The organism is Stenotrophomonas sp. Bg11-02, from assembly GCF_002836635.1.
Classification (GTDB): Bacteria; Pseudomonadota; Gammaproteobacteria; order Xanthomonadales; family Xanthomonadaceae; genus Stenotrophomonas; species Stenotrophomonas lacuserhaii.
In genome coordinates this window covers 122,351-135,680 of sequence record NZ_PJAY01000068.1, presented here as the reverse complement: position 1 = coordinate 135,680, position 13,330 = coordinate 122,351, and the positions used below count along the sequence as shown (strand labels likewise).

Sequence of the window (13,330 nt, the reverse complement as noted above, 5' to 3'; positions counted from 1 at the left end):
ACTGGGGATAGCACGATGACCTTTCACAATGCCAAGGGGCTGCGTCCGATCCGGCGCCCAACCTTGAACCGGATCGGCGCGCTGGGAGTCGCGTTGATGCTGGCGTGCGGCCACGCGACCGCGGCTGCGCCCACCGGCGCGCCCGCCGCCGCCGCAGCCACGCCGGTCAGCGCACCGGCGTCACTGTCGGTGTCCAAGATCGACTTCAAGCGGGGCGACGACGGCGCCGGGCGCCTGGTGCTGCAGTTCGACGGCCAGGGGGCGAACCCTGACCTGCGCAACCAGGGCGACAGCGTGGTCATCGACGTCGGCAACGCACGCCTGCCCGAGCAGCTGCAGAAGCCGCTCAACGTGACCGATTTCGCCACCCCGGTGCAGCGCATCGACGCCAAGCCGTACGGCGGTGGTACCCAGCTGGTGCTGAGCACCAATACGGCCTTCGAGTCGCTGGCGTACCAGAGCGGTAACGAATACGTGGTGGAAATCACCCCGAAGGAAGGCATCGCCGCTACCGGTGCGATCACCACCAGCACCATCGCCCAGGCCGCCAGCGCGGTGGCCCAGCGCGGTTACAGCGGACGCCCGGTCACGTTCAACTTCCAGGACGTGCCGGTGCGCACCGTGCTGCAGTTGATCGCAGAAGAATCCAACCTCAACGTAGTGGCATCGGACAGCGTTGCCGGCAACGTCACCCTGCGCCTGGTCAACGTGCCGTGGGACCAGGCACTGGATATCGTGCTGCGTGCCAAGGGCCTGGACAAGCGCCGCGACGGCAGCGTGATCTGGGTCGGCCCGCAGGCCGAACTGGCCAAGTTCGAGCAGGAGAAAGAAGACGCACGCATCGCGATCGAGAACCGCGAGGACCTGATCACCGATTACGTGCAGATCAACTACCACAGCGCCTCGGCGATCTTCAAAGCCCTCACCGAAGCCCGCGGCATCGGCAACGGCAGCGGTGGCCAGGGCGGCGGTGGCAGTGGCAACTCGGCGCAGGAAGAAAGTGGCTTCCTGACCTCGCGCGGCCGCATCGTGGCCGATGAACGCACCAACATGCTGATGATCAGCGACATCCCGAAGAAGGTCGCGCGCATGCGTGAGCTGATCGGGGTGATCGACCGTCCGGTCGACCAGGTGCTGATCGAAAGCCGCATCGTCATCGCCACCGATACCTTCGCCCGCGAACTGGGCGCGAAGTTCGGCGTCAGCGGCAGCCGTGACAACGTGTTCTTCAACAACACCGTTGGCAACAACGACGCCAACATCCGCGACCGTGCGACCGTGGACACCGCGTACCAGCGTGCGGTCAACGAGTGGGCGGCGGGTGGCGGCACCGGCGCGGCGCCGGTGCGTGATCCGTACACCATCACCCGCGGCCTGATGTCCAACCTGCCGGTGGCGGCGACCAGCAACCCGGCCTCGCTGGCGCTGTCGATCCTCAACGCGGGCTACCTGCTGGATGTCGAACTGTCGGCCATGCAGACCGAGTCGCGCGGCGAAGTGATCTCCAACCCGCGCGTGGTGACCACCAACCAGCGCGAAGCCCTGATCAAGCAGGGTAAGGAAATCGGCTACGTGACCATCTCCGCCGGCGGCGCCGGTGGTGGCAACCAGGCCAACGTCCAGTTCAAGGAAGTGGTGCTGGAGCTGAAGGTCACCCCGACGATCACCAACGACAACCGCGTGTTCCTGAACATGGCGGTCAAGAAGGATGAAGTCGACCAGTGGATCGAGCTGGAAGGCTACGGCACGGTGCCGTCGATCAATCGTCGCGAAGTCAACACCGCGGTGCTGGTGGAAGACGGGCAGACGGTGGTGATCGGTGGTGTGTACGAGTTCACCGACCGCAACAGCATCAGCAAGGTGCCGTTCCTGGGTGACGTGCCGTTCCTGGGCAACCTGTTCAAGAAGCGCAGCCGCAACAAGGACAAGGCCGAACTGCTGGTGTTCGTGACCCCGAAGGTCCTGCGCGTCGCCAAGGGCAAGTAGTGGGTGGGGTGCCGGGCCTGCGGCCCGGGGGTCCGCGTCATCGCATTCGCGCTGCCGCGCCCACGGTTTGCTCCGCAAACCGTGGGCCCCTTCTCATCAGCACCCACACCCCGCCGCTTCGCGGCCGCCCCTGACTCAGGGGCTCCCTCCACCAGACAGGTCCATCAGGCCCTGGTAGCGCCGACCCATGGTCGGCGGAATGTTCCCGCCAACGGCCCGCTGCGCTCGCCGACCATGGGTCGGCGCTACCGCTTTTCTTCTTTTTCATTACGCGGGTGGCGGCCACCGGAACCTGTCATGGGTCGGGCGGTGGGGCTGTGCGGGGGCGTTGAGCGCCATGGATGGCGCGAAACGAGGCCCGCATGGGTGAGGGTGCTTTGCTTGCGAAGCACGGCTTCGCAAGCGCCCGAACGCACAGCCGCCCAGCGGCTGGGCCGGACCCCGGAGGGGCGGCCTTTGCCGTCCCCCGCACAGCCCCATCGCCCGGCCTACCCCAACTGCAGCTCGACCCCAGGCATCCGCGAGGGGTCCCACCGCTCGATCCACCATTCATCCAATCTTGATCACATTCATGACCGACCCCTGCGATGATGGGGAACCGGAATCCACCGGTGCTGGTCCAAGCACGATGAATCAGATCCCCGTCGTTCCCCCCACCCTCACCGCAGGCAGCAATGCCTCGCGCCTGCACGCTGACTTCCAGGCCCTGCGCACTGCGCTGTCCAGTGAAATCGTCGGCCAGGCCGAGCTGGTCGAACGCCTGCTGATCGCGTTGCTGGCCGATGGCCACCTGCTGGTGGAAGGCGCGCCCGGGCTGGCCAAGACCACTGCCATCCGTGCGCTGGCCAGCCGGCTGGACGCTGAGTTTTCCCGCGTGCAGTTCACCCCCGACCTGTTGCCGGCCGACCTCACCGGCACCGAAATCTGGCGCCCGCAGGAGGGCCGCTTCGAGTTCGTGCCCGGTCCGATCTTCCATCCCATCCTGCTGGCCGACGAGATCAACCGCGCCCCGGCCAAGGTGCAGTCCGCGCTGCTGGAAGCGATGGGCGAGCGCCAGGTCACCGTCGGCCGCCACACCTATGCGCTGCCGCCGCTGTTCCTGGTGATGGCCACGCAGAACCCGATCGAACAGGAAGGCACGTTCCCGCTGCCGGAAGCGCAGCTTGATCGTTTCCTCATGTATGTCCGCATCGGCTATCCGGACGAAGGCGCCGAGACCGAGATCCTGCGGCTGGCCCGTGAACGCGCGCGCGGTGCGCTGGATGCAGCCCCGGAACCGCCGCGGCGGATGCCGCTGGAAGATGTGCACCAGGCGCGTCGCGAAGTGCTGGATCTGCACATGGCGCCGCCGCTGGAACGCTATCTGGTCGAGCTGGTGCTGGCCTCGCGGCAGCCTGCCCGCTACGACGCTGCACTGGCGCGGCGCATCGCCTGGGGCGCCAGCCCGCGTGGTTCCATCGCCTTGGAGCGCTGCGCGCGGGCGCGTGCCTGGTTGGCCGGGCGTGACTTCGTCACCCCAGACGATGTGCGCGCGATCGCCGCCGACGTGCTGCGCCACCGCGTGCTGCCCAGCTACGAGGCGCTTGCAGAAGGCTGGGATGGCGAACGGCTGGTGCAGGAGCTGTTGGCCAAGGTACCGGCCCCCTGACCACGATGGCCGTTGATTCCCCCGATCTGCTGCACGGTGATGGGCTGGTGCCCACCCTCGCCGAACTGGTAGCCCTGCGCGGCACGGCGGTCCGCCCGCCGGCGCCGAAGCGTGGGCGCATCGGCCAGGCCGGACAGGCGCCATCGCCGCTGCGCGGGCGTGGCATGGAGTACGCCGAATCACGCGAGTATGTCGCCGGCGATGACGCGCGGCATATCGACTGGCGGGTGACCGCACGCAGTGGCCGCACCCATACCAAGTTGTTCCAGGCCGAACGCGAGCGGGTCACGCTGATCGTCGCCGATACCGATCCGGCGCTGTACTTCGGCACGCGCACCCGCTTCAAGTCGGTCCAGGCCGCACGCGTGGGCGCGGTGGCGGCGTGGTCGGCGCAGCGTCGCGGTGACCGCGTCGCGGCGCTGCGCGGCAGCCTGCACGAAGCTCCGATTCCGCCAGCCGGCGGAACGCGTGGCGTGCTGCGCGTGCTCGATGCATTGAGCCGCTGGTATGCGGCGCCACAGGCTGAAGATGCCGGGCTGGAGCACGCGCTGCAGCAGGCCACGCGCGTGCTGCGGCCGGGCGCGCGCCTGCTGGTGCTGGCCGACCCGCTGCGCGCCGCCGCGGTTCCGCTCGCGCGCTGGTCCGCGCTGGCCCTGCATCACCAGGCGGACGTGCTGCTGCTGGTGGATCCGCTGGAAATGCAGCCGCCCACCGACGCACTGGATTTCATCGCAGAGCGCAGCCGTGTGCGCGTGGACCTGCGCAGCGCGCAGGTGCGCGCGCACTGGCAGGGCCATTTCGCCGCGCCGCTGCAGCAGCTGCAGGACAGCCTGGCCACGCGCCGGGTGACGACCCATGTGATCTCAACCGATGCCCCGAGCAGTGGCTGGTTGGCACCTGCGGTGCGCGAGGTCGTGGCATGAGTGCGAACCTGCCCCTGCGTGATGTGCACCTGCCACCGGCGCCCAGTCTGTGGCCGCCTGCGCCCGGCTGGTGGCTGATCGCCGCCGCGGTGCTGCTGCTGGTGGCGATACCCGTACTGCTGCGCGCCCGCCGGCTTCGCCGCGAACGGGCGTGGCAGCGGCAGTTCGATGCAGGGCTGCAGGCGGCGGGCGAAGGCCCACTGCGGCTTGCCGCGCTGGTGGAGCTGCTGCGGCGTGCCGCCCGCGAAAGCCGCCCCGGCAGCGAACTGCTGCAGGGTGAGGCGTGGTTGCAGGTGCTTGATCCCGCCAGTGCGCTTGCGCCGGCGCAACGCGACCTGCTGCTGCAGGGCGCTTACCAGCCCGTGATCGATGCAGCGCAGCTGGCCACGTTCGAACGCTGGGCGCGCGCGCGGTATGTCGCGCTGCTGCGGGAGCGTTCCCGATGACCCTTCCCGGCTGGCCGTGGCCGGACCTGCTGCTGGCGTGGCCATGGGCGCTGCTTGCCTTGCCGTTGCCGTGGCTGATGCGCTGGTGGCCACGCCGCGTGGCGTCCGAAGGCGCCGCGCTGCGCGTGCCGTGGTCGGCACGGCAGCTGCAGGAGATCGCCGGTGGCAATGGCCGCGACGGCGCGCGCATCCATCGCCTGTTGCTGTGGCTGGGCTGGTGCTGTCTGTGCGTTGCGCTGGCGCGTCCGCAGCTGCTCGGCGAAGCGGTCAGTCCGCCTACCCAGGCGCGGCAATTGATGCTGGCCATGGACGTGTCCGGCAGCATGGGCGAGCCGGACATGGTGCTGGGCCGGCAGGTAGTGGAGCGGCTGGTCGCGGCCAAGGCGGTGCTGGCCGATTTCCTGGATCGTCGTGCCGGCGATCGTGTCGGCCTGCTGGTATTCGGCGATCGCGCCTATGCCCTGACCCCGATCACCGCCGACCTGGCCAGCGTGCGCGAGCAACTGGGTGATGCGGTGGTTGGACTGGCCGGCCGCGAGACCGCCATTGGCGATGCGATCGCGCTGGCCGTGAAACGCCTGCGTGACCAGCCCGAGGGCCAGCGCGTCCTGATCCTGCTCACCGATGGCGTCAGCAATGCCGGCGTCCTCTCACCGCTGCGCGCGGCGGACCTGGCGGCCACCGAGCAGGTGCGGGTCTACCCGGTGGCGTTTGGTGGGGACGGCGGCATGAAGCTGTTCGGCATGGACCTCGGCCAGGGCCAGGATCCCGTGGACGAGGCTACCCTGCGGCAGATCGCCGAGCGCACCGGCGGGCGCTTCTTCCGCGCGCGCGACACCGCCGAGCTGGCCGGCATCTATGCCGAACTGGACCGGCTGGAGCCGGTGACCGCCAAGGGACCGGCGCTGCGGCCGCGTAACGAGGTGTATTTCTGGGCGCTTGGATTGGCGATGCTGCTGGGCGCATCGGCCTGGCTGTGGCCGGGACGTCGCTCATGAACCTGGACCTGCTTGCTGCGCTCCACTGGGCCCGTCCGCAGCTGCTGTGGGCGCTGTGCGTGCTGCCTTTCATCGCGCTGTGGGCATGGCGCCGCGGGCGCGATGCCGGACGCTGGCAGCAGGCCGTGGATCCCCACCTGTTGCCGCACCTGCTGCAGGCCAGCGGCAAGGGCGCACGGCGCTGGCCGTGGACGGTGCTGCTGGGTTGGACACTGGCCGTACTGGCGCTGGCGGGCCCGGGGTGGAAGCAGCAGGCCCAGCCACTGTTGCAACCGCAGTCACCCTTGGTGGTGGTGCTGGATCTGTCCACCCGCATCACCGCTGCCGATCTGCCGCCGTCGCGGCTGCTGCAGGCGCGCGCCAAGCTCGCCAGCCTGCTGCAGCAACGCGAAGGCGGCCAACTGGCGCTGGTGGTGTATGCCGACGATGCCTACACCGTGGCGCCACTCACTGATGACGTGGCCAACATCGGGCTGTACCTGGATGCGCTGTCTCCACAGGTGATGCCGGCCGATGGCCAGCGCACCGACCGCGCGCTGGACTGGGCTACCCAGTTGCTGCAACGCAGTGGCCTGCGTGCCGGCCAGGTGCTGCTGCTGACCGACAGCGCCGACGCGGCCGCCATCGAAGCGGCGCGCCAGGCACGCAGCCAGGGCGTGCAGGTATCGGTGATCGGGCTGGGTACAACGACCGGAGCGGCCTACCGGGACAGCCGCGGCCAGATTGCCAACGCCGCGCTGGACGAAGCCAGCCTGCGCCGCCTGGCCGATGCCGGTGGCGGGCGCTACCAGCGGCTGGCCAGCGACACGACCGACCTGCGCGCACTGGATCTGCTGCGCGCCGACCGTTCGGCGGGCGAAAGCGAGCATGGTGCCGTGCGCCAGTGGCTGGACCAGGGCTATTGGCTGCTGCCACCGCTGATGCTGCTTGCCTTGCTGGCCTTCCGGCGGCGCAGCGCGGTGTTGTCGGTGCTGCTGCTTATCGGGGCCGTTGGGCTGCAGCCAGCGCCCGTGCTGGCGCAGGCCACAGCGGCGCCCGCCCCGCAGGCCGGTGCCCGTTCCAGCCTCTGGCTGCGCGATGACCAGCGCCGCCAGCAGCAACTGGAGCAGGGCGTGCAGGCTTACCACGCCGGCGATTTCGAAACTGCCGTGCGCAAGTTTGAAAGCGTCCAGACGGCCGAAGGCTGGTACAACCTCGGCAATGCGCGTGCGCGCCAGGGCGACCTCGATGGCGCAGTGCAGGCTTACGACCATGCCTTGAGCCAGCGCCCGGGGATGCCCGATGCCGTGGCCAACCGGGCGGTGGTCGATGCCGCGCGCAAGCGCAAGCCGCCGCCTTCGCCGAAGGACGGAAAGTCCCCGCCATCGCAATCGGGAAAGAGCAGGCCGCCACCGCAAGGCCAGGGCCAGGCGCAGCCGCCATCGTCCGGCCAGCCGTCTTCGGCGGGCAAGGGGTCCCCGAAGCCGGGTGATCCTGCCCAGCCACCGCCGCCAGCGGGCGCGCCATCAGACAAGCCGGGATCGGGCGAGGCGCCGCAGCCGCCGCCTGTCGATCCGCAGGCGCAGGCGCGCGCCGACGCAGAACAGCGCCAGCGCATGCAGCAGGCGGTGCAGCAGGGTCAACAGGGCAAGCAGGCAAAGCAGCCCGCGCAGCGCAGTGACGGCCGCACGCCACAGCAGCGCGAGCAGCAGCAGGCGGTCGAAGCCTGGATGCGGCGCGTGCCGGACCGGCCGGGCGACCTGCTGCGCGCCAAGTTCCAGCTGGAAAACGAACGCAGGAAACAGGAAGGACCATGACACGCACCGTCTCCAAATCGGTTATCGCGCGCCTGCTGCCGTGGTTGCTTGCCGTGGTGCTCTGCGTGCCGCACGTGGCATCGGCACAGACCCGTGCGTGGCTGGATCGCGCGCAGGTTTCCCTTGGCGACACGGTCACCCTGAACATCCAGTCCGATTCGGCCGCCTCGCCGGTGCTGACCCCGCTGGGCGCCGATTTTGAACTCAGCAACCAGACCCGCAGCCGCCAGGTCGAGTGGATCAACGGGCGCATGCAGACGCGCACGCTGCATGGCGTGGCACTGTCGCCCCGGCGCAGCGGCACGCTGGTGGTGCCGCCGCTGCAGGTTGGCCAGGTGTTCACCGAGCCCCTGCAGCTGCAGGTTGCTGCGGCGGCACCGGCGCGCAACGATGGCAGCGCGCTGGCCTTCATCGAAACCGAGGTGGATGACAGCAGCCCTTACGTGCAGCAGAGCGTGGGCGTGGTGGTGCGGTTGTTCTACGCCGCGCAGCTGGCGTCTGGTTCACTGGTGCTGGATACCCCCGAAGGTGCATCGCTGCAGGTGATCGGCCAGGACCGCACCGACGTGCGCGAGGTCAACGGACGGCGCTACAACGTAGCCGAGCGGCGCTATCTGTTGATTCCCGAACGCAGCGGGCCGCTGCGGGTGGCGGGGGCGCGCTTCGATGGGCGTACCGCGGGCAGTTTCTTCGATGATTTCTTCGGCGGGCGCGGTGATGGGCGGCTGCGCGCGGCAGCGGCCGACCAGACCCTGCAGGTGCAGGCGCAGCCGGTCGATGCGCCGCAGCCGTGGCTGCCGCTGCACGACCTGCGCCTGCGTTACACGCTGGCCCCGGACCGGGCGCGCGCCGGTGAAGCGGCCACGCTGGAGATCGAAGGGATCGCGGTGGGAGCGACCCGGGCCCAGTTCACCGACCTGCCGGTGCCCGATGTCGGCAGCGATGCCCAGGTGTTCGCCGAACCGGCGCAGTACGACGAAACCTTCAGCGGCGGCTCGCCCCAGCTGAAGATCACCCGGCGCTATTCCATCGTGCCGCGCGCGGCCGGGACGCTGGAAGTGCCCGGCATCCAGATGCGCTGGTGGGACGTGAAAGCCGGGCAGGCGCGCAGCAGTGGCGTCCCCGCGCTGACCTTGACGGTCGCCGCCGGCAGCGGCGGGGCAGCCCAGCCAACGCCGCCGGTGCAGGCGCTGGATACCGATGCCGCGCTGCCCGGTGGCGAGGGGGCTGCTGCTTCGCCCGCCGCAGGCACCAGCACCGGCCAGCCGCTGGGCTGGATGGCGCTGGCGGCAGGCTTGCTGGTGTTGTGGCTGCTGACCCTGTGGTGGGGCTGGCAGCGGGGGCGCGCCCACCGCGTGTCGTCGAACGGGCAGGCGCCGGCGCCGCCGGGCAGCCCGTTGCAGGGAACGCCACGCGTCGCCGACCTGCGTCGCGCCCTTGACGCCGAAAGCTTTGCGGACGTGGCAGCGGTGTTGTGCGCGATGGCGGGTGTGTCGCGTCTGGAACTGGTGCTGGCGAAGTTGGGCGACGAGCGCCAGCGCGTGGCCCTGCAGGCCTTGCAGAAAGCGCGCTGGGCCGGCGAGGGTGACCTGCCTGGCGTGCGCCGGGAACTGAAACAAGCGTTCCATGACGGACCGCACTGGTCGGCCCCGGTAACCTCGACGCAGACTGGACTGCCGCCGCTGTACCCGCCGCCGCCGTGATCGGCAAGACGGAGCCGCGGGGCGCTTTGCTACAGTGACCCTCATTTCCCAGGATACCGAGCCGATGACAGCAGCCAGCCCCGCGAAGAAAAAGATGCCTCTGCACTGGAAGATGGGCATCGGCTTCGCCATCGGCCTGGTGCTGGGTCTGGTGGTGCATGCGCTGGGTGCGCAGATGCCGGCACTGATGGACGCGGCGAAGTGGCTGATGCACTACATCACCACGCCCGCTTCCGGCCTGTTCCTCAACCTGATCTTCATGCTGATCGTGCCGCTGATCTTCTCCGCGCTGGTGATGGGCGTATCGGAGATGGGCGACATCCGCGCGCTCGGCCGGATCGGCTGGAAGACCCTGGCCTATACCATCGTGCTGTCCAGCATCGCGGTGGCGATCGGGCTGGTGCTGGTGAACGTGCTCAAGCCCGGCGTGGGCGTGGACCCGGCCATGGCCAACCAGATCCTGGCCGAGAACCTGGAGCGTTCAAAGGAAATCGTGGCCGGTGCCGGCAGCCAGCCCAAGGGCATGGACATGCTGCTGTCGATCGTGCCGAGCAACATCGTGGCGGCCGCTTCCAGCAATGGGGCGATCCTCTCGCTGATGTTCTTCGCGCTGATGTTCGGCATCGGCATGGTGCTGACCGACGATGAAAAGGTCGCCCCGCTGCGGCGTGCCATCGAAGGCGTGTTCGAAGTCTCGATGACCCTGATCAACCTGGTCATCCGCCTGGCGCCGTATGCGGTGGCCTGCTTCATGTTCAACCTGGCCGCGCTGTTCGGCTTCGAACTGCTGATCCGGCTGGGCGCCTACGTCGGGGTGGTGGTACTGGCGCTGGGGCTGCACATGGTGGTCAGCTACGGCGTGGCGGTGTGGTTGTCCGGACGCTCGCCGCTGGCATTCTTCCGCGATACCCAGGAAGCGACGGTGATGGCGTTCTCCACCGCCTCCAGCAACGCGACCCTGCCGACCGCGCTGCGCGTGGCCGATGAGATGGGCCTGCCGCAGAAGGTGTCGCGCTTCGTGCTGACCGTCGGCGCAACCGCCAACCAGAACGGCACCGCGCTGTTCGAGGGCGTGACGGTGATCTTCCTGGCGCAGTTCTTCGGTGTGGACCTGAGCATCGGCCAGCAGATCATGGTCATGGCCGTCTGCATCCTTGGCGGGATCGGCACGGCCGGCGTGCCGTCGGGCTCGCTGCCGGTGGTGGCGATGATCTGCGCGATGGTCGGGGTGAACCCGCTTGGCATCGGCCTGATCCTGGGCGTGAACCACTTCCTGGACATGTGCCGGACCGCGCTGAACGTCACCGGCGACCTGGCCCTGACCACCCTGGTGGCCAAGGGCGAGAAGGACGAGCCGGCCATGGCCGCGACAGCGGCCGTCCCGACCGACCGCGTCGTCTGAATCGGTTCATCGGTGTTGCCGGGGCGTTGCTGCCCTGGTGCGCCGCTGCGCTCGCCGCCCCTCGGGGCATCGGCTGCTCTGGTAGCGCCGAGCCGTGCTCGGCGGGATGCCCCCTGCGCCGCTGCGCTCGCCGACCGTGGGTCGGCGCTACCGTTGGCTGACCCGGCGGTTACCGCGTGAGTCCGCCCGGCGTGGCACGGCGTTACAATGATTCGCCCGCACGTCCGCGGCCGCCTCCCTGATTCCGATAGAACCATGACGCAGCCTACCCGCCGCCAGTTGGCCAACGCCATCCGCTTCCTTGCCGCCGATGCGGTCGAGACCGCCAAGTCCGGCCACCCCGGCATGCCCATGGGCATGGCCGACATCGCCGAAGTGCTCTGGAACGACTATCTCCGCCACAACCCGAACAACCCGAAGTGGTTCAACCGTGACCGTTTCGTGCTGTCCAACGGCCATGGCTCGATGCTGCAGTACGCCCTGCTGCACCTGAGCGGCTACGATCTGCCGATCGAACAGCTGAAGGCGTTCCGCCAGCTTGGCAGCAAGACCGCCGGCCATCCGGAGCACCACGAAACCCCGGGCGTTGAGACCACCACCGGTCCGCTTGGCCAGGGCTTCGCCAATGCCGTCGGTTTCGCCCTGGCCGAAAAGCTGCTGGCCCAGCGCTTCAACCGCCCGGAGCTGGAAATCGTCGATCACCGCACCTATGTGTTCATGGGTGACGGCTGCCTGATGGAAGGCGTATCGCACGAGGCCGCTTCGCTCGCCGGTACCTGGGGCCTGCACAAGCTGGTCTGCTTCTGGGACAACAACCACATCTCCATCGACGGCAATACCGATGGCTGGTTCACCGACAACACCCCGGAGCGTTTCGAGGCGTATGGCTGGAACGTGGTGCGTGACGTCGATGGTCATGATCCGGAAAGCATCAAGGCCGGCATCGACGCCGCGCTGGCGCAGTCCGACAAGCCGACCCTGATCTGCTGCCGCACCACCATCGGCTTCGGTTCCCCGGCCAAGGCCGGCAAGGAATCCAGCCATGGCGCGCCGCTGGGCAAGGACGAGCTGGAAGCCACCCGCAAGGCGCTGGGCTGGGAATACGGCCCGTTCGAGATCCCGGAAGCCATCTATGGCGGCTGGCGTGCCGGCGGTACCGGTACCCTGCGCCAGGCCGAATGGGAGCAGCAGTTCGACAAGTACGCCGCCCAGTACCCGCAGCAGGCTGAAGAACTGACCCGTCGTTCGCACGGCGAGCTGCCGGAAGATTTCATCGCCAAGGCCGATGCCTACATCGCCCAGGTGGCGGCGGAAGGCCCGACCATCGCCTCGCGCAAGGCATCGCAGCTGGCCATCGAAGCCTACGCACCGCTGCTGCCGGAGCTGGTGGGTGGTTCGGCCGATCTGGCCCACTCCAACCTGACCCTGTGGAAGGCCAGCAAGTCGGTCGCCACCGATGACGCCAACGCCAACTACGTGTATTACGGCGTACGCGAGTTCGGCATGACCGCCATTGCCAACGGCCTGGCCCTGCACGGCGGTTTCCTGCCGTTCGACGCCACCTTCCTGGTGTTCAGCGACTACGCCCGCAACGGCGTGCGCATGAGCGCGCTGATCCCGGCCCATGCCATCCACGTCTATACCCACGACTCGATCGGCCTGGGCGAAGACGGCCCGACCCACCAGCCGGTGGAGCACCTGGCCTCGCTGCGCTACATCCCGAACAACGATGTGTGGCGTCCCTGCGATGCGGTGGAATCGGCCGTCAGCTGGAAGGCCGCGATCACCCGCCAGGACGGTCCAAGCTGCCTGGTGTTCAGCCGCCAGAACCTGCCGCACCAGCCGCGTGATGCCGGCCAGATCGCGCAGATCGAGCAGGGCGGCTACGTGCTGGCCGATGCCGAAGGCGGTAGCCCGGACGTGATCCTGATCGCCACCGGTTCGGAAGTGTCGCTGGCCACCGAAGCCAAGGCGCAGCTGGACGCGGCCGGCCTGAAGACCCGCGTGGTCTCCATGCCGTCCACCGATGTGTTCCTGCGCCAGGATGCGGCCTACCGCGAATCGGTGCTGCCGAACGCGGTGCGCAAGCGCGTGGCGATCGAAGCCGGTGTGAACGGTTTCTGGCGCCAGTTCGTCGGCCTGGATGGTGCGGTGGTGGGTATCGATACCTTCGGCGCCTCGGCACCGGCGGACGCGCTGTACAAGCACTTCGGCATCACCACCGAGCACGTGGTGGAAGCTGCCAGGGCGCTGTAAACCGCACGAACCGAAAACGCCCCGCAAGGGGCGTTTTTTTTGTGCCATCGGAGCCGTCGAAGAACGCGGCGCGCCCGCGGTAGTGACCGCCGCTGGCCGTCAGCTCCTGCCCTGGCCTTGGTGGGTGACTGCCTGCTCTGCTTCAGTGGGTGACGACCTGCTCTGCTTCGGT

Annotated in this window: 9 protein-coding genes; all 9 read left to right on the top strand. The window is 68.8% G+C overall.

The window, feature by feature from the left end:
* The first annotated feature begins 15 nt into the window (after positions 1 to 15).
* The 9 genes from CXG43_RS16470 to tkt all read left to right on the top strand — a co-directional run bounded on the left by CXG43_RS16470 (position 16) and on the right by tkt (position 13,158).
* On the top strand, positions 16 to 1,986 hold the full coding sequence (locus CXG43_RS16470) for a type IV pilus secretin PilQ family protein (RefSeq protein WP_101100922.1): 1,971 nt from the start codon (positions 16 to 18) through the stop codon (positions 1,984 to 1,986).
* Positions 1,987 to 2,614: 628 nt separating this feature from the next.
* Entirely contained in the window at positions 2,615 to 3,634 is a 1,020-nt protein-coding gene (locus tag CXG43_RS16465) for a MoxR family ATPase (RefSeq protein WP_101100963.1), read from the top strand.
* Between the two features lie 5 nt (positions 3,635 to 3,639).
* Complete coding sequence (locus tag CXG43_RS16460; protein WP_101100920.1) at positions 3,640 to 4,557, top strand: DUF58 domain-containing protein; 918 nt, start codon at positions 3,640 to 3,642, stop codon at positions 4,555 to 4,557.
* Complete coding sequence (locus CXG43_RS16455; protein WP_101100918.1) at positions 4,554 to 5,003, top strand: DUF4381 domain-containing protein; 450 nt, start codon at positions 4,554 to 4,556, stop codon at positions 5,001 to 5,003. Before CXG43_RS16460 ends, CXG43_RS16455 begins: the two co-directional genes overlap by 4 nt.
* Positions 5,000 to 6,001 carry a VWA domain-containing protein gene (locus CXG43_RS16450; RefSeq protein ID WP_101100916.1) on the top strand — a complete coding sequence of 334 codons (1,002 nt, stop codon included), beginning with the start codon at positions 5,000 to 5,002 and terminating at the stop codon, positions 5,999 to 6,001. The genes CXG43_RS16455 and CXG43_RS16450 overlap by 4 nt, the downstream gene beginning before the upstream one ends.
* Positions 5,998 to 7,797: a VWA domain-containing protein gene (locus CXG43_RS16445; RefSeq protein ID WP_101100915.1), complete on the top strand. Its 1,800-nt coding sequence runs from the start codon at positions 5,998 to 6,000 to the stop codon at positions 7,795 to 7,797. The genes CXG43_RS16450 and CXG43_RS16445 overlap by 4 nt, the downstream gene beginning before the upstream one ends.
* Positions 7,794 to 9,500 (top strand): BatD family protein, encoded by a 1,707-nt coding sequence (locus tag CXG43_RS16440; protein WP_101100913.1) that lies wholly within the window; start codon positions 7,794 to 7,796, stop codon positions 9,498 to 9,500. Before CXG43_RS16445 ends, CXG43_RS16440 begins: the two co-directional genes overlap by 4 nt.
* A gap of 64 nt (positions 9,501 to 9,564) precedes the next feature.
* Positions 9,565 to 10,902 carry a dicarboxylate/amino acid:cation symporter gene (locus CXG43_RS16435; RefSeq protein ID WP_101100911.1) on the top strand — a complete coding sequence of 446 codons (1,338 nt, stop codon included), beginning with the start codon at positions 9,565 to 9,567 and terminating at the stop codon, positions 10,900 to 10,902.
* A 255-nt stretch (positions 10,903 to 11,157) separates the two neighbouring features.
* Positions 11,158 to 13,158, top strand: coding sequence for a transketolase (gene tkt, locus CXG43_RS16430; protein ID WP_101100909.1), 2,001 nt, complete (start codon positions 11,158 to 11,160; stop codon positions 13,156 to 13,158).
* The last annotated feature ends 172 nt before the right edge of the window (positions 13,159 to 13,330 follow it).

What these genes read in the sequence shown, in the direction of transcription:
- CXG43_RS16470 (WP_101100922.1), top strand. Translation starts at nt 16, where the DNA reads ATGACCTTTCACAATGCCAAGGGGCTGCGTCCGATCCGGCGCCCAACC.
- CXG43_RS16465 (WP_101100963.1), top strand. Translation starts at nt 2,615, where the DNA reads ATGAATCAGATCCCCGTCGTTCCCCCCACCCTCACCGCAGGCAGCAAT.
- CXG43_RS16460 (WP_101100920.1), top strand. Translation starts at nt 3,640, where the DNA reads ATGGCCGTTGATTCCCCCGATCTGCTGCACGGTGATGGGCTGGTGCCC.
- CXG43_RS16455 (WP_101100918.1), top strand. Translation starts at nt 4,554, where the DNA reads ATGAGTGCGAACCTGCCCCTGCGTGATGTGCACCTGCCACCGGCGCCC.
- CXG43_RS16450 (WP_101100916.1), top strand. Translation starts at nt 5,000, where the DNA reads ATGACCCTTCCCGGCTGGCCGTGGCCGGACCTGCTGCTGGCGTGGCCA.
- CXG43_RS16445 (WP_101100915.1), top strand. Translation starts at nt 5,998, where the DNA reads ATGAACCTGGACCTGCTTGCTGCGCTCCACTGGGCCCGTCCGCAGCTG.
- CXG43_RS16440 (WP_101100913.1), top strand. Translation starts at nt 7,794, where the DNA reads ATGACACGCACCGTCTCCAAATCGGTTATCGCGCGCCTGCTGCCGTGG.
- CXG43_RS16435 (WP_101100911.1), top strand. Translation starts at nt 9,565, where the DNA reads ATGACAGCAGCCAGCCCCGCGAAGAAAAAGATGCCTCTGCACTGGAAG.
- tkt (WP_101100909.1), top strand. Translation starts at nt 11,158, where the DNA reads ATGACGCAGCCTACCCGCCGCCAGTTGGCCAACGCCATCCGCTTCCTT.